This is a genomic window from Aeromonas sp. 1805, assembly GCF_013085525.1.
GTDB classification, from domain to species: domain Bacteria; phylum Pseudomonadota; class Gammaproteobacteria; order Enterobacterales; family Aeromonadaceae; genus Aeromonas; species Aeromonas hydrophila.
The window spans coordinates 4,744,941-4,764,448 of the sequence record NZ_CP038515.1; the positions used below are offsets into that span (position 1 = coordinate 4,744,941).

Consider the following 19,508-nt stretch of genomic DNA (forward strand, 5'->3'; position numbering starts at 1 on the left):
GGCTCCTCAGTTCAGCGCTTCAACTGGTTTAAACGTGTTTTCCACCAGCGGCTTGGCATCCGCTTGCGGCACGTGGCACTGCAGGCAGAAGTAGCGACGCGGCGAGACCTCGCCCAGGGTCATGCCGTCACGGGTCTCGAAGTGAGTCGGGCTGATCTTGGGGGCCTTCATGGCGCTGGCGTTCTTGAAGCTGTGACAAGCCAGGCACTTGTTGACCTTGTTGTCCACTTCATAGTTGCGGGTGTCGTGGGGGATCAGCGGAGGCTGATGCATGTACTGGCGATCGTAGAGGTCACCATCCTTGCGAAAATTCTTCATGGGGGCCGCATCGGCATCCGTCACCAGATCCGTGCTCCCCCGCTCCGATTTGATGCCCCCCGTGCTGTTGGTGATCTCGGGGACTGCCGCCATCAAGGAACCTGCCATCAGACAGGCCAGCATTGCTCCAATCAGCTTCTTCATTATGTGTTCTCCGACGTTTTCTCTGCCTTGACGGCAAAACCTACAGTGATTTCAAAAACTTGCTCCGCGCAGACATCGATGCAACGGCCGCAGTTGGTACACTCCTGAGCCACAATCAAGGGCCCGTGGCCACGCTTGGCACCGTGAACGGGGCCGCGCAGGATGGGACGTTCCGGGCAGACCGCATAACAATCCATGCAGTTGCTGCACCGCTCGCGCCCCTTGGCAGAAATCTTGATGAACCCGACCCGGTTGACCAGGGCATAAAAGGCCCCCACCGGACAGAGGTGACCGCACCAGCCCCGCTCCACCACGAAGAGGTCGAACAGGAACAGCACCGCCAGCAAGGCCCAACCCGCCCCCATGCCAAACAGCAGGCCGCGCAGAGCGAGCGACACCGGATTGACCAGCTCCCACACCAGTACACCGGCGATGGCCGGTGCCACCAGCACCATGGCCAGCAGCCAGTAGCGAGTGGTACGGCTGAACTGCCCGTTGCCCTTGAGGCCAAGACGACCCCGCAACCAAGCGGCGGCATCGGTGACCAGGTTGACCGGACAGACCCAGGAGCAGAACACCCGTCCCCCGACCAGCCAGTAACCCAGCAGCACGATGACGGCCCCCAGCCAGAGGGTGGGGATGGGCCAGTGGCCCGCCGCCAACGACTGCAGCAGGGTCAGCGGATCCGTGAGCGGCACCGTCTCCAGCAGCAGCGAGCTGGAGAGGTTGCCCTTTAGGATCCAGATGCTCGCCAGCGGCCCCAACAGGAACAGCGTGAGCACACCGAACTGGCAGAGCCGGCGCAGCAGCAGGAAGCGGTGTGACCGCCACCAGCCCAGCCTGGCCGTGGCCTCGGCTCCCGGATAACGACTCATAGCCCCTCCGGTTTGCGGGTCGGCAGGGTGAGCCTGTCGCCGATGAGCGATTTGCCCGCCTTCGCCTTCTCTTCCCAGCCGAGCCGGTAGTGGTGGCCAATCTCCCCCTTGGCGAGCTGGCGAGGCACCACCTTGATGGCCGCCTCCTCCAGCACGCAGGCATGCTCGCACTTGCCGCAACCGGTGCAGACATCGCTGTGCACCGTGGGCAGGAACATGGCGTGTTTGCCGGTGCGCTGGTTGTGCTGCAGCTCCAGGGTGATCGCCTTGTCGATGAGCGGACAGACCCGGTAGCAGACGTCGCAGCGCAGCCCCAGGTAGTTGAGGCAGGTCTCGTGATCGATGAGCACTGCCACTCCCATCCGCGCCTGATCGATGTCGGTCATGGTCTGATCCAGCGCCCCGCTCGGGCAGGCCACCACGCAGGGGATGTCTTCACACATCTCGCACGGGACGGCGCGCGCCTTGAAGTAGGGGGTGCCGGTGGTCACGGGTTCAAACAGCCGGGCGAGTTTGAGGGTGTCGTAGGGGCAGGCCTCGACGCAGAGCCCGCAGCGCACGCAGGCGCCGAGGAACTGCGCCTCGTCGAGGGCAGCCGGCGGGCGCAGCGCCTGGGCAGGCACGGCCTGCACCTGCTGGCGCGCCATGCCGCCGAGCCCCACACCAAGCAGGCCCACACCGCAGGCCCCCTTGGCCATGTCGGCCAGAAACTGGCGCCGACTACGACTCATCTCGCGCTCCCCCGCCTTATGCCTTGACGACCTTGACGGCGCACTTCTTGTAATCCGTCTCTTTGGAGAGCGGATCGGTGGCGTCCAGGGTCAACTTGTTGACCAGCTGGCTCGCGTCGAAGAAGGGCATGAACACCAGTCCCTTGGGCGGACGGTTGCGGCCGCGGGTCTCGACCCGGGTCTTCACCTCGCCGCGGCGGGAGGAGACGATCACCTCTTCACCACGGCGCACGCCACGGGCCTTGGCATCTTCCGGGTGCATGAACAGCACCGCATCCGGGAAGGCGCGATAGAGCTCGGGGACCCGGCGAGTCATGGTGCCGGTGTGCCAGTGCTCCAGCACGCGACCGGTGGAGAGCCACATGTCGTACTCTTTGTCCGGAGCTTCGGCAGCCGGCTCATAGGGCAGCGCGAAGATCACCGCCTTGCCGTCCGGCTTGCCGTAGAAACGCACCCCTTCGCCCGCTTTCACGTAAGGGTCGAACCCTTCGCGATAGCGCCACAGGGTCTCCTTGCCGTCCACCACCGGCCAGCGCAGGCCGCGGGCTTCGTGGTACTGGTCGAACGGTGCCAGGTCGTGGCCATGGCCGCGGCCGAAGGTGGCGTACTCTTCGAACAGACCCTTCTGGACATAGAAACCAAAGTGCTCGGCCTCGTCGTTCAGGGCCCCCTTGCTCTGCTCTTTCGGGAACTGGTTGACCTGGCCGTTGGCATAGAGCACGTCGAACAGGGTCTTGCCCTTCACTTCCGGCATCTTGGCGATGAGCTCCGCCGGCCACACCTCTTCCACCTTGAAGCGCTTGGAGAACTCCATCAGCTGCCACAGGTCGGACTTGGCCCCTTCCGGCGGCTTGACCTGCTGGTGCCAGAACTGGGTTCGGCGCTCGGCGTTGCCGTAGGCCCCCTCTTTCTCTACCCACATGGCGGTCGGCAGGATGAGGTCGGCCGCCTGGGCGGTCACGGTCGGATAAGGGTCGGACACCACGATGAAGTTGGCCGGGTTGCGATAACCGGGCAGCCCCTCTTCGTTCATGTTCGGGCCGGCTTGCATGTTGTTGTTGCACATCACCCAGTAGGCGTTGAGCTTGCCATCCTTGAGCATGCGGTTTTGCAGCACGGCGTGGTAGCCCACCTGCTCCGGGATGGTGCCTTCCGGCAGCTTCCAGATCTTCTCGGCGATGGCGCGGTGCTTGGGTTCGGTCACCACCATGTCGGCCGGCAAACGGTGGGCGAAGGTACCCACTTCACGGGCAGTGCCACAGGCGGAAGGCTGACCGGTCAGGGAGAACGGACCCGAGCCCGGGGTAGAGATCTTGCCGGTCAGCAGGTGGATGTTGTAGCAGAGGTTGTTGGCCCAGACACCGCGGGTATGCTGGTTGAAGCCCATGGTCCAGTAAGAGACCACCTTCTTGCTCGGATCGGCATAGAGCTGGGCCAGCTTCTCGAGCTTGTCCTTCGGTACGCCGGAGAGCTTGGAAACGGACTCCAGATCGTAATCCGCCACGAACTTGGCGAAGTCGTCGAAGCTCATCGGGGTGGAGTCGCCGCTGTCCGGGTTCTTGGCCTTCTGCTGCAGCGGGTTGGTAGGACGCAGGCCGTAACCGATGTCGGTCACCCCTTTGCGGAACTGGGTGTGCTTGTTGACGAACTCCCAGTTCACCTTGTCGTTCTGGATGATGTAGTTGGCGATGTAGTTGAGGATCGCCAAGTCGGTCTGCGGGGTGAACACCATGCCGTTGTCCGCCAGCTCGAAGCTGCGGTGCTCGAAGGTGGAGAGCACGTGCACCTGCACATCCTGGTGGGACAGACGGCGATCGGAGATGCGTGACCAGAGGATGGGGTGCATCTCGGCCATGTTGGAGCCCCACAGCACGAAGGCGTCGGCCTGCTCGATGTCGTCGTAGCAGCCCATGGGTTCATCCATGCCGAAGGTACGCATGAAGCCCACCACCGCGGAAGCCATGCAGTGACGGGCATTGGGATCCAGGTTGTTGGTACGCAGACCCGCCTTCATCAGCTTGGCGGCGGCATAGCCTTCCCACACGGTCCACTGGCCGGAGCCGAACATGCCGACGGCGGTCGGGCCCTTCTCTTTGAGGGTGGCCTTGAACTTCTCGGCCATGATGTCGAAGGCCTGATCCCAGCTGATGGGAGCGAAGTTGCCGTTCTTGTCGAACTTGCCGTCCGTCATGCGCAGCATGGGCTGGGTCAAGCGATCCTGGCCATACATGATCTTGGACAGGAAGTAACCCTTGATGCAGTTAAGACCGCGGTTGACCGGTGCATCGGGATCGCCCTGGGTCGCCACGACGCGCCCATCCTGGGAACCCACCAACACGGAACAGCCGGTACCGCAGAAACGGCACGGTGCCTTGTCCCAGGTGATGGCGGTCTTGTCGGTACTGGTGATCAGATTGGCCGCCAGCGTGGGGGCACTGACACCAGCAACGGCAGCGGCTGCCGCCACCGCGTTGGCCTTCATAAAGTCGCGTCGACTCAGCTTCATGGCATATCCTCACATTGCTTATCGCGTAAGTTGTCGAGTGTATCGAACTGGTTTTGGCTCAGGGCGGCGAACTCGTACCCCGGCATCGCTTTATCTTTGCATCCATGGCGGCCATTACGATGAATCACGCAGGCTCGGCCTCATGGCGCTACTCCTTGCTCTGGGCCTCGAGCTCATCAAACTGGTGGTAAATCAGGGCGGCGGACAATACGCCCGGCATCGCATTGATGGCGTCGATGGCCGCCATGATGGGACGCTGGCTCAGACCTTCCAGGGTCACCACCAGCTTGCCCTCATCACTGACGGCATGGATCTCGGCTCCCTCGAGGGTCGCGATCTCGTCTGCGAGCTGGTGACGCAAGGAGGGCTGGGTCAGCACCACCAGGCTCGATACATGGAACTCTTGTTTCATTGTGACTCCTGCTTCACACAGATCCTGCTTCATCTGGACTCCTCGCCAGCGGGTGCCCCCACCCGGATGCTGCCCACCGGACAATCCATCACGCAGGCACCGCAACCGGTGCAGGCTGCCGCATCGATGCTGGGGGTCGGCACCCGGCCCAGCACGGGGGAGAAACGGATCGCCCGGGGCTCACAACTGTCCTGGCAGCGCTGGCAGAATACCTGGCCATGGGCCAGACAGTTGGCTTCAATATGGGCGATGTATTGCCAGGGTGCCTCCGTGGTCGGGCGAAATATCGGCACTTTGCAAGCGGCGACACATTCCCCGCAAAAAGTGCACTCGCCGCGCAGAAAATCCACGCTTGGAAAACCACCATCGCCCTTGACCAGAATCTGCTCCGGGCAAGCCGTGAGGCAGTCACCGCAGCGGGTGCAGTCGGCGGCAAAATCGGACCAGGCAACGGACCAGGGCAGTTGCACCCGAGGCTCATTCGATGTCAGACGACCCCGAAACAGACTGCGACGCGACAGGTTGACCCCATCCGGCATAACGGCTCCTTACTGCTGGTAATGGCGCACGAGTGAGTCCCATGACAGGTATTTTCAATACCTATTATAAGAGTGGGTGTATATTGCGGCCCTGACAAGTTCAGGGATATACCACCAGGGAGATAATCAGGGGGGATTCTTGCGCTGGATCAAACCCTTGGCGCAATAAAGAACAATGGGGGCAAGGCAAAATACCCCCATTTGAGGATTGCTTATTAATCGATGGCTATTTTTGTCGGCTGCCGTGGATCAGCCGCCGATGGAGGCCAGATGCGGGGTCATGCCGGCATTGCCTTCGTGCAGTCGATGGGTCGCCGCCTTGCTGACAAGAGCGCTGCGGATCCGCTGCTGCAATTCATCCTGCTGACCGTCGGCCGTCAACAGATCCCGCAGCTCCACCCCGTGATCGCCGAACAGACAGAGGTGCAGCTTGCCGAGGGAAGAGACCCGCAGCCGGTTGCAACCGGCACAGAAATCCTTGCTGTAGGGCATGATGAGCCCTACCCCGCCCATCGACTCCGGATGCATGAACACCTGGGCGGGGCCATCGTCGACACCACGCAGCTGCTGCAGCCAACCGGCATCGAGCAGACGCTGCTTGATGAGCGCCCCTCTGGCGTGATGATCGCGAAACAGGGTATCCATCTCGCCGGTCTGCATCAGCTCGATGAAACGCAGCTCGATGGGCTTGTGCCGGATCCAGGCCAGAAACGCATCCAGCTGATGATCGTTGAGTCCCTTGAGCAGTACGGCATTGATCTTGACCGACTTGAAGCCGGCCGCCAGCGCCGCTTCGATGCCATCCATCACCTCCGCCAGCTTGTTCTCACCGGTGATCTGGTGAAACTGACGGGGATCCAGACTGTCGACGCTGACGTTGAGGGCGGTGAGGCCCGCATCGAACCACTCCTGGGCGCGCTCTTTCAAGCGGTAGCCATTGGTGGTCATGGCCACCTTCTCTATGCCAGGGGTATTGGCCACCGTCTCTATGATGGCGGTGAAGTCCCGGCGCAGGGAGGGCTCGCCTCCGGTCAGGCGCACCTTGCGGGTGCCCATGGCGGCGAAGCCCGAGACAATGCGGTGGATCTCGTCCAGCGAGAGAAACGACTTGCGCCCCTCTTTGTTCCCGTCCGGGGGACGATAGCCATCGGGCAAACAGTAGGTACAACGAAAATTGCACACATCGGTGACCGACAGGCGCAAATAGTAAAAACGACGGGAAAAACCATCTTGCAGTGGCGACATAAACACCTTTCCAAATACGGGAGGCCAGGGCATTTCTTTCCTGACCCTTACAGCTCGAACATCGGCTGACGGCGGTTTTCCCCTATCGCAAGGACTTAGGCAAAACAGCTCGGAGTTCATCTAGTTTTTCGATGCTAGCACAAGTTGGAGTACACTCCCATGCTACTTTGTGGGGTTATTGTCTGATGCGAAGGAAGACGATCAGCATGGGAAAGTGGTTCAAAGTGCATTCGGTCAGCAGCGCCATCGGGCGCTCCATGGTGCTCATTCTGTTCATGGCAAGCCTGATCGCCGTGGTGGCCATGGTGACCCTGTTCTACTCGGTGCCCGATGCCAAGGCGATCAACCTCTCGGGTTCGCTGCGAATGCAGGCCTACCGCATGGCCTACGAGATAGAGCAGGGCCAACCCGTGCTGGGACGACTCGATCAGTTTGAACAGACGCTGCATGCGGCCGAGCTGCAGGAGACCCAGCGCTGGATCACCCCTGCCTCCCTGCGCCGTACCTATGGCGAGGTGTTGCTGCAATGGCAGGTGATGCGCGAGCACATCGAGAATGCCACCCCCAGACGCTACACCGACAACACTGAGCAGTTTGTGGCGGCCATCGATGACTTCGTCAACCAGATGCAGTACCACGTGGAGTTCAAGGTGCGCATGCTGGCGCTGGCCGAAGGGCTGGGGCTGCTCTCCATCATCACCATCGCCTGGTTTACCGTGCGGTTTACCCGCCAGCAGGTGGTGGCACCGCTCAACCAGCTGGTCTATTGCGCCCGCCAGATCCAGCGCCAGGAGTTCGATCTCACCCTGCCCCCCATTGCGAGAACGAGCTGGGGGAGTTGTCGGGCGCCTTCGTCACCATGGCCGACGAACTGGGCAAGCTTTATCGGGAGCTGGAGAGCAAGGTGGAAGAGAAGACCGCCAAGCTGCAGCAGGCCAACGACACCCTCTCCTTCCTCTACAGCACAGCCCAGAAGCTGCATGCGGCGCCGCTGAGCCGGCGCACCCTGCTCAAGCTGCTGGAGCGGGCCGCGGCCCATCAGCACATAGACCACATACGGCTGACCCGCTTCGAACACAACGCCATGCCGGACTACATCACGGGACGCAAGGGCTGGCCCGGCGATCTCGACTCAGTGGTGAGCTTTCATCTGCAGATGGATGAGCAGGAGTACGGTCGGCTTGACGTGATCAGCAGCCACCCCATAGACGAGCGGCTGATGAAGAACTTCTCCATGCTGCTGGCCCAGGTGCTGCACAAGGATCAGACCCTGCTGCAACATCAGCGGCTGCTGCTAATGGAAGAGAGAGCCGTCATCGCCCGCGAGCTGCACGACTCGCTGGCCCAGGCGCTCTCCTATCTCAAGATCCAGTCCACCCTGCTCAAACGCGCCTTCGCCAAGGGGGAATCCGCCAAGACAGAGGCCGCCATGCAACAGATCGACGAGGGGCTCAGCAGCGCCTACACCCAGTTGCGTGAACTGCTCGGCACCTTCCGCCTCAGCATAGGTGACGCCAATCTGGGGGAAGCCATCAAGGTGATGCTGGAACAGCTCAAGCCACAGACCCAGGCCGAGATCGGGCTCCATTACGGTCTGGCCGATACGGATCTGGAGGCGGGCCAGCATATCCATATCCTGCAGCTGATCCGTGAGGCAGTGCTCAACGCCATCAAACATGCCAACGCGCAAGTGATTGATGTTAGCTGTGAGACCCTCGCCAATGGTAACATTCAGGTTCAGATTTCAGATGACGGTGTCGGAATAGGGATCGCAAGCTCGGCGGTCAACCACTATGGCCTTAGCATCATGAATGAGCGTGCTAGCAAGTTGCATGGTCTGCTGACCATCAGTGAGCAGCCGCCCAGAGGCACCTGCGTACATCTGACCTTTCCCACCAGCCTAACAAGAGATGCCTGATGGACGAGATGAAATATAGTGTTCTGGTCGTGGATGACCATCCCCTCATGCGCAAAGGGATTGTGCAATTGCTGGCCCTGGAAGAGAACATAGAGGTGGTCGGTGAAGCGTCCAACGGCACCGACGCCGTCGCCATGGCCAAGGAGTCCGAACCGGATCTGATCCTGCTCGACCTCAACATGAAAGGCCTCTCCGGTCTGGATACCCTCAAGGCGCTGCGCACCGAAGAGGTCACCTCCCGGGTGGTGATCCTGACCGTTTCCGACGCCCGTCAGGACGTGGTGGCGCTGCTCAAGGCTGGCGCCGATGGCTACCTGCTCAAGGATACCGAGCCAGAGATGCTGCTGGCCCAGCTGGCGGACGTGATGACCGGCAAGCAGATCCTGAGCGAGCCGCTGCGTCCCTACCTCGAGAACATCTACGAGCTGGATCACCTGCAGCAGAAGCTGGAGAGCTTAACGCGTCGCGAAATGCAAATCCTGCGCGAAATTGCAAAGGGCCTCTCCAACAAACAGGTCGCCTCCGTGCTCCATATTTCCGAAGGCACGGTCAAGGTACACGTCAAGAGCCTGCTCAAGAAGCTCGAGGCGCAAAGCCGCGTGGAAGCTGCTGTCATGTACCTGGAGCAGCGCAACTAAACGCCCTCCCATCCAGCAAAAAGCCACCTTCCGGTGGCTTTTTTCATTCTCTGGCACAGTCGCTGCATTGTCCTATTCAGCAACTACTCAATGGAGGATGGAACATGAAACTTCAACCCTTGGCACTGTTCCCCTTGCCTTCCCACATACTGCCTGGTGGCAAGCTTCCTCTGCGTTTGTTTGAACCGCGCCACCTGCAGATGCTCAAAGAGTCATTCATCAATGACCAGGGCTTCGGCATCGTGATGGAAGAGGCGACAACGACTGGCAAGTCCGGGCGGATCCTGCCAGTCGGCACCCGGGTCAAAGTCACCGACTTTTACACCCTGAATGACGGCCTGCTCGGCGTCACCGTACTCGGCATGGAGCGTTTCTGCATCCACGAGATGGAAACGGACGAGCTGGGTCTGCGCCGGGCCAGAGTCGAAGCGCTGCCCAACTGGCCAAGCACCCATTCAGACTTCAGCGACAAGCCGCTGGTGACCCGGCTGCGGGAAGTGTTTGAACAGTATCCGGAACTGGATGAACTTTACCCGGACAAGCAGTTTGACGATGCGGCCTGGCTCTGCCAACGCTGGCTCGAAATCCTGCCGATGCCGATCTATGAAAAGCAGATGTTGATTGCCAAACAAAATAGCGAAGCGGCCCGTCAATTCTTACGCCGACTGATCGCACAGTGAGTCAGAAGTGTATTGCAAAATGCGAATATTCCGATAATGAAAACAAGAATTTCGCATTTTGCAAATCAAGCGCCCAATAGAAATCAATAACCGCGCTGCAAGCCGCATAAACTGGTTCTGAAAAGTTGGCACGACTTTTTCATATAGAATCGTACAACCCGATTTATCCCGTGCTCTCTTCAGTATTTGCTGAAGAATTGGTCAACCACCCAGGTTGACCATTTTTTTTAGCTGCGATCCGGCGCTGCGGGTTGAAAATGGCGTTGCAGACACTCTCGCAGCCGCATCAGACTTATCGGTTTGGCCAGAAAGTCATCCATCCCCTGGGCCAGGCAACGAGCCCTGTCTTCCGCCATGGCGTTGGCCGTCAGCGCCACGATGGGCACGCTACAACCCAGTTCTCGCAGACGCCGGGTCGCCTCCAGTCCATCCATCTGCGGCATCCGCATGTCCATCAGGATGAGATCAGGCCGTTGCTCCGCTACCTGGGCCAGCGCCTCCAGCCCGTTGGCCGCGACTCTGACCCGGCTCACCAGCTTTTGCAGCATGAGCGATACCACCAGCTGATTGACCGGACTGTCTTCCACCACCAGCACATCCAGATCCTGAATGGGCTGCTGATCCGGCTCGGGCCGGCTGCTGCATTCACATGGCAGCGCCATACCCGGTAAATCGAACCAGAAGCAGCTCCCCTCACCGGGGGCACTGCGCAGCTGAATGCTGCCGCCCATCAACTCCACCAGCCGCTTGCTGATGGCCAGCCCCAGCCCGGTGCCCGAGAAGCGGCGGGTGGCCGAACTGTCGACCTGAGAGAAGGGTTCGAACAGCAGCGCCTGATCCTCGGCCGAGATACCGATCCCGCTGTCGGTCACCGAGACCCTCAATTGCTGTTCATGCCAGCTCAGTTGCAGCAATACGCTGCCCTGACTGGTGAATTTCACCGCGTTGCCGAGCAGGTTGCTGATCACCTGGGAGAGGCGCACCGGATCCCCCTGCAGCTGGGCTGGTACGGTGTCGTCCACCCGCCAACGCAGGTCGATGCCCTTGCTGCCCGCCTGCGCCAGCAGCGGCTCGATGAGGGACTGACAAAGCTGGGCCGGCTGCAGCGTCTCGCAGTGAAACTCCAGGGTATGGGATTCAATCTTCGAGAAATCGAGCACGTCGTCGATGATGGTCTGCAGCAGACGAGCCGCATGGGTGGCGTGGCCCAGCAGCGTCTGTTGCTGGGGTTCGAGCTGGGCGTGTTGCAGCAGATCCAGCATCCCCAGCACCGCGTTCATGGGAGAACGGATCTCGTGGGTCATCATGGCCAGGAACTGCGACTTGGCACGGTTGGCCGCTTCCGCTTCGTCCCGCGCCCTGGCCAGCTCCTGCTCACGGCGGATCTGGTTGCCCACATCCCGCGCCGTACCGCGATAACCGATGAAGATGCCGGCGCCATCGAAACAGGGCTCGGCATTGATCTCCATCCAGCGTGTCCCCTTGGCCAGGCTGACCTGGGCCCGCACCGCCCGCACCGGCAGGTGCAGACCGATGAGCCGGCGATACTTGCCCCATTCGGGGTCGCGCCTGTCATGAGCGTAATCGTAGAGGCTCTGGCCGGGTTGATGCACCAGCATATCCCCCTGCTGGCCGGGGGCCGATACATAGCTCAGCCGGTGCTCGGTATCCGTCTCCCAGAACCAGTCGGACGCCATGCCGGCAAAACTGCGAAAACGCTGCTCGCCCGCTTGCAGGGCCAGCGTTTTCAGCTCGACCTGTTCCTGCAGGCGGGCTCGATAAGCGATGTTGACCAGCGCCTGGGAGATGAGCGGACGACAGCGCTGCATGGCCGCCTTGCTCTTGAGATCGAAGGTCCCCATCACGGCGTGACGGCAGATAAGCACGCCGGAAAAACCGGGAGCGCGCAAGCCCGTCATCATCACGCTGGCCCAGCCCTCAACATCGGCCAACGGTGCGAGTTCCGGCAACTGGGTCGGATCATAGATAACCAGAGTCTCTCCCTCGATGGCGCGAGAGAACAGCGGGGTCAGCCGCCAGCTGCGCCCCACTTCACCATCCTGGGTGCTGAGGTGAGTGACGCCGCCTTCTCCCTCCCAGGCCACCACATCCGCATGTTCGAAGCCGATGAAGGGCTTGAGCACCTGAATGAGGCTGTCCAGCACCTGTTCCAGCGTCTGGGCATCGGCCAGCGTCGCCACCCCGCACAACAGGGTTTGCGACTCCTGGCGGTATTTGGCCTCGCGTTCCCGGCAACGCACCAGCTCCACCAAGGTGGTCTGCAGCTTGTCGCCGAGGGCTTCCAGTTCCGTGTTACCTATCATCTTGTTTCCAGCGCAATGTCAGCTGTCGAGGAAGATCACGCTCGAGACCATCAGGTTGCCGTGCGCCAGCTCACCATGGGGCAGGCGGCCCTGCTCGCCGAAGGTGAACGGGGTGATGAAGGGGATGTCCCCCAGCCGGGTATGAAATTGATCGACAAATTGGCATAAGCTATCACCAAGAGCCAAGCGACAACCAGCACAAAAAATCACAAGGGCGCCAAACGGCTGCATCTCGGTGGCCATGCCGTACTCGGGTTCGATGCGGGTTGCATTCAGACTGCGTTGCAGCAAGCCCTCCTGGCTGCTGTACATCAGCAGCAACCGCTCCCCGACCTGAGTATCGGTAAAGAGGCGCAATCCGCCACCTTCTGTCACGGCCTCCGGGTGGGAGAGCTTGTAATAGGGCATGTCATCCAGGGTGCCAACCTGTCTGGCCAGCGGCGACAGGGTGGTCTCCCGCAGGATGGGACCGACCGGCCAGGGGGTTGTCCGTCCGCTCCAGCGAGCATAGACCTCGGCCGCGGGCTCATGATCGATGGTGAGGATCTCCCGTCCCGACAGGGCCGTGATGGTGCCGCGATATTCGGTGGGGACATAGCCGGAGTGAAACTGGAACGCCAGCTGGCAATCGGGATAGAGCACGGCCAGTGCGACGCCTTCACGGGTACTGCCCTCATCCCAGCACAACTGCCAGTCACCGTTGACGCTGTTGTCGGCAGCGGAGCCCCCGACGACTGGGACCGTCGTGCCCAGCTCGGCTTCGATGCTCTCCAGCATCGCCTCCTCCTGGCCCGGGCTTGCATGCAGCAAGATGAGTTGTGGCAGCTCGCCGGGGCGTCCCCCATCGGCGATGGCACTGCGCAGCAGCTGGCGCACATCCACCGCATCCCCCGCCTGGCCCGCCACGCCGTAGGCTCCCTTGTCATCGTAGATAGCCGCCACTGCCAGACCGATCCCCTGGCGGGCATGATGACCGGTCTGGGTCATGACCCCGCCACAGGAGCTGCAACCTATCATTCGAGACGACGGGAACTGCTGTTTGAAGTGATGGCGCAGTTCCTCGGCATCGTGAGCCTGAGTAAAATAGACCAGTAACAGCGAAGGGGAATGAGGTGATTGAGCGAGCAGCCGCTCACTGACCTGCCGGGCAGCCAGCAGGGAGGTCTCTTCAAGAGAGTGAGCCGTCAGGAAGTGCAACACCATCTCCTAGTTGTTCATGATGCTGGGGGTAAGCAAAAATCATACCTTAATCAAACAATTATCCCGTCTTATCGATTAGAATCACATTCAATTGAGCCCAACCACAGGAAAACGGCATGTGGCAGAAGAACATCAATGATTTTGACCGGGTCGTCGCCATCGGTGGCGGTCACGGCATGGGCCGCGTGCTCTCTTCACTCTCGTTTCTGGGATCGCGCCTGACCGGCATCGTCACCACCACCGATGATGGCGGCTCTACCGGACGACTGCGCAAGAGCCAGGAGTGTATCGCCTGGGGGGATCTGCGCAACTGCCTTAATCAACTGGTGACCGATCCCAGTATCGGCAGCCTGCTGTTCGAATATCGGTTCGCCGGTCGCGGCGAACTGGCTGGCCACAACCTCGGCAATCTGATGCTGCTGGCGCTCGACAACCTCTGCGTGCGCCCTCTTGATGCTATCAAGCTCATCAGCGACATGCTGAAAATAGAGTCACAATTGTTACCCATGTCTGAATTTCCCACCGACCTGTGCGCCCACACGGCCTGTGGCAACCAGATCCTGGGGGAAGTCTCCATCGATCAGCTCGACACCCCGCCGCTCTCTCTCAGCCTGAGCCCGGAGGTACCGGCCACCCGCGAAGCGGTGCAGGCATTGGCACAGGCCGACATGATCATCCTCGGCCCCGGCAGCTTTCTTACTTCCATCATGCCGCCCCTGCTGCTGGCTGAGGTGGCCCAGGCCATCAACGAGAGCGATGCCATGCTGGTGTTCATCTGCAATCTGGTCGCCGAAAGCGGCCCTGCCAGCCAGCTCAGCCTGCACAATCAGTGGCGCTGGCTGGAATCACGGGTCGGCGCGGGTCGGGTCGATACCATTCTGGCCCCGGCGGGGGAATATCCGGCAGAGCTGGCTGGCCGATTGATCCTGGCCGAGCTGGGTGAGGCCGCCCTTCCCCATCGGCACGATCGCCTGAAATTGAAGCTGGCACTGGACAGGGTTATCCAGCAACTGGTCAATCAACGCTAGCGGGCGGGTAGAGGATGGCAAGTCCGGCGCCGATGCGCCGGCTGCAGGGACTCAGTGATAGTTGGCGAGGTGGGAAAGCACCTGGGGCAGGGATTGCTCCAGCTCGGCCAGCAGACGGGCGACTTGCTCGCCATCTTCATGTTTGCAGGCTTGTTCCAGCGCCACCACCTGCTGGTAACTGAGCTGGGCGCCATAGCTGCCACAGGAGGACTTCATGCTGTGGGCAAGCCGTGCTAATGCGGGCCAGTCCTGCTGTTCATAGAGCGGGCGCAGCTGGGCAAGCTGTTCCCCCACCTCTTCGATGAAGACCGAGATCACCACCGGCATCATCTCCTGGCCGATATCTTCCGCCAGCTGTCGCAACACCTTCTGATCCAGCCACTCCATTCCGTCATCCTCCTGATGGTATTCAAACAGACCATACTATAGATGCCCGGCACGACTCAGTCACGTCTCATCGCCGTCAGAAAATCGAACTCAAACGGGACGTGAATCAGAAAAACGTGATCAGGATCGCCTAACCAGACAATAGATGGCCGAGTTGCAACATAAATGTTGCCATGAAATTAACAATCAAATAACAATGGCAGCCATGAGAATGATGCGACTCAGCAACACCTCTCTCATCCCTTTTGCCTGTATGGCTGCTGCGAAGAACCAGGGTAGGATTCTACCCTGGTATTTTTTTATCTCTGGATCAGTTGATTATCACAGCTGATTGGCACCAACCCGCTCACCCAGTCGAAACAGACTGAACTCGCCTGGCGCCATTTTTACCCAGTCTTCATTACCGGTCAGCGGCCGGGTCGCAATCAGGGTCACCACATCGTCCGGTGTCGTCTCGCTCTGAAAGTCGATGGCGACATCTTCATCCAGCAGACGGGCCTCCCCGAACGGGGCTCGCCGGGTCAACCAGTAGAGATTGTTGCTGCAGTAGGTCATCACGAACTCCCCATCCGACAGCAACATGTTGAATACCCCCAGGCCGCGCAGCTCGTCGCACAGGGTCGCCAGGTAGCGAAACATGGCGGGAAAGTTGGCAGGGCGTCGGGGATACTTCTGCTCCAGCCGATCGAGCAGCCAGCAGAAGGCGTGCTCGCTGTCGGTGTCGCCCACCGGTCGATGGCGGCCGGTGGCCAACCCTTTGTAACCCGTCAACTGGCCATTGTGGGCAAAGGTCCAGTAACGGCCCCACAGCTCGCGGGTAAAGGGGTGGGTATTCTCCAGCGAGACGCAGCCGCGGTTGGCCTGCCGAATATGGCTGACCACGGCGCGGCTCTTGATGGGCAGCGCCTGCACCAGCCTGGCAATCGGCGACTGGGCGCTGGGCTCGGGATCCTTGAAGGTACGAAAGCCTTTCCCTTCGTAAAAAGTGATGCCCCAGCCATCCTTGTGAGGCCCGGTCTTGCCGCCGCGCAGCATCAGGCCGGTGAAGCTGAAGCAGATATCGGTCGGCACATTGGCACTCATGCCGAGCAGTTCGCACATAGGCTGCGGGCTCCTTGCTTACTTGACCATCTCATTTTGCCAATCGGCCGGCTCAGCCTGCGCTGACACCGGCCGCTTGCGCAAGATCCCGCCGGGACACGGCCAGACAAGGCACGACTATCCCGGCTCGCGATCCCTGCCTTACTTGGCCATCTCTTTTTCGACCAGCTGGATCAGGATGTGGATCACCTTGATGTGCACTTCCTGAATGCGGTCGGCGTAACCAAAGTGCGGCACCCGGATCTCGACATCGGCCAGGCCGGCCATCTTGCCGCCGTCCTTGCCGGTCAACGCAATCACCTTCATGCCTTTGGCGTGGGCAGCCTCGATGGCTTTCAGGATATTGCCGGAGTTGCCGCTGGTGGAGATGCCGAGCAGCACGTCACCGCGACGGCCGACTGCCTCTACGTAGCGAGAGAAGACGTAGTCATAGCCAAAGTCGTTGGACACACAGGAGAGGTGGCTGGGATCGGAGATGGCGATACCGGCATAACCGGGGCGGTTCTCGCGATAACGGCCGGTCAGCTCTTCGGCAAAGTGCATGGCGTCGCAGTGGGAGCCACCATTGCCACAGGAGAGTACCTTGCCTTCCTGCTTGAAGGAGTCAGCGAGCAGCTTGGCGGCCGCTTCGATGTCCTTGAGATTTTGCTCATCTGCCAGGAACGCCTGGAGCACGCTGGCAGCTTCGGTCAATTCATTGCGGATCAGTTCTTGGTACATGATGTCTCTTCCAAAATATGGGCCATGCCATTGTCGCACAAGCCAATCCCGGAGTCGCCCCCTGCCCGTCAAGCGCCCCTCTGCAGGACGTTATGCCGATCACAGAGCCAAGGTAACGAGCTTGTAAACAGCTTGATAAGTTTGTGCGTATGAATTACAACAGGGACCATATCCAACAGGTCAGACCTCTGGATCAGTTCAACCATATTCACCCAACTTCGGCAACTCATGCAAGGAGCGAAAAATGACGACGACCCTCACTCTGCTCGGAGTGATCCTGGTGATCGGCGCCATGGCTTATCGCCGGGCGTCTCTGTTCACCTCCACGCTTGCCACCGCGGCAGCCCTGATTGTCGGCACCCTCTATGGCCACGTCCCCCTGCTGGTCTGGGCGCTGTTTGCCGTGATCGCCATCCCCCTCAACCTGGTGGATTTTCGTCGCAACCAGCTGACCAAGCCGCTGTTCAAACTCTACAAATCCATCATGCCGGAGATGTCCCGCACCGAAAAAGAGGCCATTGAAGCGGGCACTACCTGGTGGGAAGCAGACCTGTTTGCCGGCAACCCGAACTGGAAGAAGCTGCACGCCATTCCGGTCAGCACGCTGTCTGCCGAAGAGCAGGCGTTTATGGATGGTCCGGTTGAAGAAGTGTGCCGCATGGTCAACGACTGGGAAGTGACCCACGAGCGGGCCGACCTCTCTCCCGAAGTGTGGCAATACCTGAAGGACCACAAGTTCTTCGCCATGATCATCAAGAAGAAATATGGCGGGCTGGAATTCTCCGCCTATGCCCAATCCTGCGTGCTGCAAAAGCTGTGCGGCGCCAGCGCCGTGCTGGCCTCCACCGTCGGCGTACCCAACTCGCTGGGCCCGGGCGAGCTGCTGCAACACTATGGCACCGACGAGCAGAAGGATTACTACCTGCCTCGTCTGGCGGTCGGCAAGGAGATCCCCTGCTTCGCCCTGACCAGTCCGGAAGCGGGTTCCGACGCCGGCTCCATCCCCGACTTCGGTATCGTCTGCAAGGGCGAGTGGGAAGGGGAAGAGGTGCTCGGCATGCGCCTCACCTGGAACAAGCGCTACATCACCCTCGCCCCGATTGCCACCGTTCTCGGTCTGGCCTTCAAACTGCGCGACCCGGATCACCTGCTGAGTGACGAAGAAGAGCTTGGTATCACCTGCGCCCTCATTCCGACCCACATCAAGGGGGTCGGCATCGGCCGTCGCCACTTCCCGCTCAACGTGCCGTTCCAGAACGGCCCGACCCAGGGCAAGGATGTGTTCGTCCCGCTCGATTTCATCATCGGCGGCCCGGCCATGGCCGGTCAGGGCTGGCGCATGCTGGTCGAGTGTCTGTCAGTCGGTCGCGGCATCACCCTGCCCTCCAACAGCACAGGTGGCGTCAAGATGCTGGCCTTGGCGACCGGCGCCTACAGCCGCATCCGTCGCCAGTTCAAGCTGCCCATCGGCAAGATGGAAGGGATTGAAGAGCCGCTGGCCCGTCTCGGTGGCAACGCCTATATCATGGGGGCCGCCGCCAACCTGACCGTGACCGGTATCGACCTCGGCGAGAAACCCTCGGTCATCTCCGCCATCGTCAAATACCACCTCACCGACCGCGCCCAGAAGTGCATCATCGATGCCATGGACATCCACGGCGGCAAGGCCATCTGCATGGGCCCCAACAACTATCTGGCCCGCGGCTATCAGGGTGCCCCCATCGCCGTCACGGTGGAAGGGGCCAACATCCTGACCCGCAGCATGATCATCTACGGCCAGGGCGCCATCCGCTGCCACCCGTACGTGCTGCCGGAGATGCTGGCCGCCAGCCACCCGGATCAGGAACAGGCCCTCAAGGACTTCGACAAAGCAATGTTCAGCCACGTCGGCTTTGCCATCAGCAATCTGGTGCGCAGCTTCTGGTTAGGGTTAACCGGAGCCCGCTTCGCCGCCGCGCCGTTCAAGGATCAGACCAAGGGCTACTACCAGCAACTATCCCGCCTCTCTGCCAACCTGGCCTTCCTGTCAGACATGGCGATGGGCACCCTGGGGGGCGAGCTCAAGCGCAAGGAGCGGGTCTCTGCCCGTCTCGGCGACGTACTGAGCCAGCTCTATCTGGCCTCCAGCGCCCTCAAGCGCTATCAGGATGAGGGTCGTCAGCACGCCGACCTGCCGCTGCTGCACTGGGCGCTGCAAGATGCCCTGTTCAAGGCGCAGGAAGCCATCGACGAATTGCTGCGCAACTTCCCGAATCGCTGGATTGGTCTTGCCCTGCGCGTCATCGTGCTGCCGCTGGGTCGCGACCTGAAGCGCCCGAGCGACAAGCTGGACAGCCAGGTCGCCCGCCTGCTGCAAACCCCGAGCGAAACCCGCAGCCGTCTGGCCCAGGGGCAGTATCTCACCCGCGAAGAGGGCAACCCCTTCGGCCTGCTGGAGCAGGCATTGGACGACGTGCTCTCTGCCGAGCCGCTGTTTGAGAGAGTATGCAAGGCTGACGGCATCAAGCGTCCGTTTATGCAACTGGACAAGGTGGCAGAGATCGGCCTGACGCAGGGAGTACTCAACCAGACCGAAGCGGACCTGCTGCGCCGCGCCGAAGAGAGCCGCCTGCGCACCATCAACGTCGATGATTTTGATCCCATCGACCTGGTGGCCAACAAGGCGCTGTTCGAGCCATCGGCCTATCACAGAGCCGCCTGACAGACACATTGATAGTCAAACGCCTCCCATGTGGAGGCGTT

At 60.8% G+C, this 19,508-nt stretch carries 16 protein-coding genes, 1 pseudogene and 1 riboswitch; of the genes and pseudogenes, 5 read left to right on the forward strand and 12 right to left on the reverse strand.

The annotated features are described in order from the left end of the window. Nucleotides 1-6: 6 nt before the first annotated feature. The 7 genes from E5E96_RS22010 to moaA form a co-directional block, all read right to left on the reverse strand. On the reverse strand, nucleotides 7-462 hold the full coding sequence (locus tag E5E96_RS22010) for a nitrate reductase cytochrome c-type subunit (protein WP_005299342.1): 456 nt from the start codon (nucleotides 460-462) through the stop codon (nucleotides 7-9). Next, nucleotides 462-1,337 (reverse strand): quinol dehydrogenase ferredoxin subunit NapH, encoded by an 876-nt coding sequence (napH, locus tag E5E96_RS22015; protein ID WP_171283157.1) that lies wholly within the window; start codon nucleotides 1,335-1,337, stop codon nucleotides 462-464. Before napH ends, E5E96_RS22010 begins: the two co-directional genes overlap by 1 nt. Then, entirely contained in the window at nucleotides 1,334-2,068 is a 735-nt protein-coding gene (gene napG / locus E5E96_RS22020; protein ID WP_011705482.1) for a ferredoxin-type protein NapG, read from the reverse strand. Before napG ends, napH begins: the two co-directional genes overlap by 4 nt. 16 nt (nucleotides 2,069-2,084) lie before the next feature. Next, nucleotides 2,085-4,574 carry a nitrate reductase catalytic subunit NapA gene (gene napA, locus E5E96_RS22025; RefSeq protein ID WP_016350252.1) on the reverse strand — a complete coding sequence of 830 codons (2,490 nt, stop codon included), beginning with the start codon at nucleotides 4,572-4,574 and terminating at the stop codon, nucleotides 2,085-2,087. Nucleotides 4,575-4,722: 148 nt separating this feature from the next. Continuing rightward, the gene (locus tag E5E96_RS22030; protein ID WP_171283158.1) at nucleotides 4,723-4,986 is read right to left on the reverse strand and encodes a chaperone NapD; all 264 of its coding nucleotides are present in this window, start codon (nucleotides 4,984-4,986) and stop codon (nucleotides 4,723-4,725) included. A 29-nt stretch (nucleotides 4,987-5,015) separates the two neighbouring features. Further along, nucleotides 5,016-5,525, reverse strand: a complete 510-nt coding sequence (gene napF / locus E5E96_RS22035; RefSeq protein WP_011705479.1) for a ferredoxin-type protein NapF — start codon at nucleotides 5,523-5,525, stop codon at nucleotides 5,016-5,018. 249 nt (nucleotides 5,526-5,774) lie between these two features. Continuing rightward, a complete protein-coding gene (gene moaA, locus E5E96_RS22040; RefSeq protein ID WP_171283159.1) occupies nucleotides 5,775-6,770 on the reverse strand; it encodes a GTP 3',8-cyclase MoaA in 996 nt (331 codons plus the stop codon). Further along, a riboswitch (molybdenum cofactor riboswitch) is annotated at nucleotides 6,758-6,897 on the reverse strand. Its footprint overlaps the gene before it by 13 nt. 79 nt (nucleotides 6,898-6,976) lie before the next feature. Between moaA and narQ the strand changes: the two are divergent. The 3 genes and pseudogenes from narQ to E5E96_RS22055 all read left to right on the forward strand — a co-directional run bounded on the left by narQ (nucleotide 6,977) and on the right by E5E96_RS22055 (nucleotide 10,006). Continuing rightward, nucleotides 6,977-8,688, forward strand: a pseudogene (gene narQ, locus E5E96_RS22045) (nitrate/nitrite two-component system sensor histidine kinase NarQ). Further along, on the forward strand, nucleotides 8,688-9,326 hold the full coding sequence (gene narL / locus E5E96_RS22050) for a two-component system response regulator NarL (RefSeq protein ID WP_011705476.1): 639 nt from the start codon (nucleotides 8,688-8,690) through the stop codon (nucleotides 9,324-9,326). The pseudogene narQ and the gene narL overlap by 1 nt, the downstream one beginning before the upstream one ends. A 104-nt stretch (nucleotides 9,327-9,430) precedes the next feature. Beyond that, on the forward strand, nucleotides 9,431-10,006 hold the full coding sequence (locus E5E96_RS22055; RefSeq protein WP_017410430.1) for an LON peptidase substrate-binding domain-containing protein: 576 nt from the start codon (nucleotides 9,431-9,433) through the stop codon (nucleotides 10,004-10,006). 227 nt (nucleotides 10,007-10,233) lie between these two features. Here the strand turns inward: E5E96_RS22055 and E5E96_RS22060 are convergent, their stop codons facing one another. Both E5E96_RS22060 and E5E96_RS22065 read right to left on the reverse strand, forming a co-directional pair. Continuing rightward, a complete protein-coding gene (locus E5E96_RS22060; RefSeq protein ID WP_171283160.1) occupies nucleotides 10,234-12,330 on the reverse strand; it encodes an ATP-binding protein in 2,097 nt (698 codons plus the stop codon). An 18-nt stretch (nucleotides 12,331-12,348) separates the two neighbouring features. Next, on the reverse strand, nucleotides 12,349-13,533 hold the full coding sequence (locus tag E5E96_RS22065; RefSeq protein ID WP_171283161.1) for an FIST signal transduction protein: 1,185 nt from the start codon (nucleotides 13,531-13,533) through the stop codon (nucleotides 12,349-12,351). 113 nt (nucleotides 13,534-13,646) lie between these two features. On the opposite strand from E5E96_RS22065, the gene yvcK reads away from it, so the two are divergent. Continuing rightward, nucleotides 13,647-14,558, forward strand: coding sequence for a uridine diphosphate-N-acetylglucosamine-binding protein YvcK (gene yvcK, locus E5E96_RS22070; RefSeq protein WP_171283162.1), 912 nt, complete (start codon nucleotides 13,647-13,649; stop codon nucleotides 14,556-14,558). A 51-nt stretch (nucleotides 14,559-14,609) separates the two neighbouring features. On the opposite strand, the gene E5E96_RS22075 is transcribed toward yvcK, so the two are convergent. From E5E96_RS22075 to lpcA, 3 genes are all read right to left on the reverse strand, one after another. Further along, nucleotides 14,610-14,945, reverse strand: a complete 336-nt coding sequence (locus E5E96_RS22075; RefSeq protein ID WP_017410426.1) for an Hpt domain-containing protein — start codon at nucleotides 14,943-14,945, stop codon at nucleotides 14,610-14,612. A gap of 321 nt (nucleotides 14,946-15,266) precedes the next feature. Further along, on the reverse strand, nucleotides 15,267-16,046 hold the full coding sequence (locus E5E96_RS22080; protein ID WP_029301368.1) for a class II glutamine amidotransferase: 780 nt from the start codon (nucleotides 16,044-16,046) through the stop codon (nucleotides 15,267-15,269). Between the two features lie 141 nt (nucleotides 16,047-16,187). Continuing rightward, on the reverse strand, nucleotides 16,188-16,766 hold the full coding sequence (gene lpcA, locus E5E96_RS22085) for a D-sedoheptulose 7-phosphate isomerase (RefSeq protein WP_011705469.1): 579 nt from the start codon (nucleotides 16,764-16,766) through the stop codon (nucleotides 16,188-16,190). 244 nt (nucleotides 16,767-17,010) lie between these two features. Between lpcA and fadE the strand changes: the two genes are divergently transcribed. Further along, nucleotides 17,011-19,467 (forward strand): acyl-CoA dehydrogenase FadE, encoded by a 2,457-nt coding sequence (gene fadE, locus E5E96_RS22090; protein WP_171283163.1) that lies wholly within the window; start codon nucleotides 17,011-17,013, stop codon nucleotides 19,465-19,467. Nucleotides 19,468-19,508: the final 41 nt, after the last annotated feature.

What these genes read in the sequence shown, in the direction of transcription:
- E5E96_RS22010 (WP_005299342.1), bottom strand. Translation starts at nt 462, where the DNA reads ATGAAGAAGCTGATTGGAGCAATGCTGGCCTGTCTGATGGCAGGTTCC.
- napH (WP_171283157.1), bottom strand. Translation starts at nt 1,337, where the DNA reads ATGAGTCGTTATCCGGGAGCCGAGGCCACGGCCAGGCTGGGCTGGTGG.
- napG (WP_011705482.1), bottom strand. Translation starts at nt 2,068, where the DNA reads ATGAGTCGTAGTCGGCGCCAGTTTCTGGCCGACATGGCCAAGGGGGCC.
- napA (WP_016350252.1), bottom strand. Translation starts at nt 4,574, where the DNA reads ATGAAGCTGAGTCGACGCGACTTTATGAAGGCCAACGCGGTGGCGGCA.
- E5E96_RS22030 (WP_171283158.1), bottom strand. Translation starts at nt 4,986, where the DNA reads ATGAAACAAGAGTTCCATGTATCGAGCCTGGTGGTGCTGACCCAGCCC.
- napF (WP_011705479.1), bottom strand. Translation starts at nt 5,525, where the DNA reads ATGCCGGATGGGGTCAACCTGTCGCGTCGCAGTCTGTTTCGGGGTCGT.
- moaA (WP_171283159.1), bottom strand. Translation starts at nt 6,770, where the DNA reads ATGTCGCCACTGCAAGATGGTTTTTCCCGTCGTTTTTACTATTTGCGC.
- narL (WP_011705476.1), top strand. Translation starts at nt 8,688, where the DNA reads ATGGACGAGATGAAATATAGTGTTCTGGTCGTGGATGACCATCCCCTC.
- E5E96_RS22055 (WP_017410430.1), top strand. Translation starts at nt 9,431, where the DNA reads ATGAAACTTCAACCCTTGGCACTGTTCCCCTTGCCTTCCCACATACTG.
- E5E96_RS22060 (WP_171283160.1), bottom strand. Translation starts at nt 12,330, where the DNA reads ATGATAGGTAACACGGAACTGGAAGCCCTCGGCGACAAGCTGCAGACC.
- E5E96_RS22065 (WP_171283161.1), bottom strand. Translation starts at nt 13,533, where the DNA reads ATGGTGTTGCACTTCCTGACGGCTCACTCTCTTGAAGAGACCTCCCTG.
- yvcK (WP_171283162.1), top strand. Translation starts at nt 13,647, where the DNA reads ATGTGGCAGAAGAACATCAATGATTTTGACCGGGTCGTCGCCATCGGT.
- E5E96_RS22075 (WP_017410426.1), bottom strand. Translation starts at nt 14,945, where the DNA reads ATGGAGTGGCTGGATCAGAAGGTGTTGCGACAGCTGGCGGAAGATATC.
- E5E96_RS22080 (WP_029301368.1), bottom strand. Translation starts at nt 16,046, where the DNA reads ATGTGCGAACTGCTCGGCATGAGTGCCAATGTGCCGACCGATATCTGC.
- lpcA (WP_011705469.1), bottom strand. Translation starts at nt 16,766, where the DNA reads ATGTACCAAGAACTGATCCGCAATGAATTGACCGAAGCTGCCAGCGTG.
- fadE (WP_171283163.1), top strand. Translation starts at nt 17,011, where the DNA reads ATGACGACGACCCTCACTCTGCTCGGAGTGATCCTGGTGATCGGCGCC.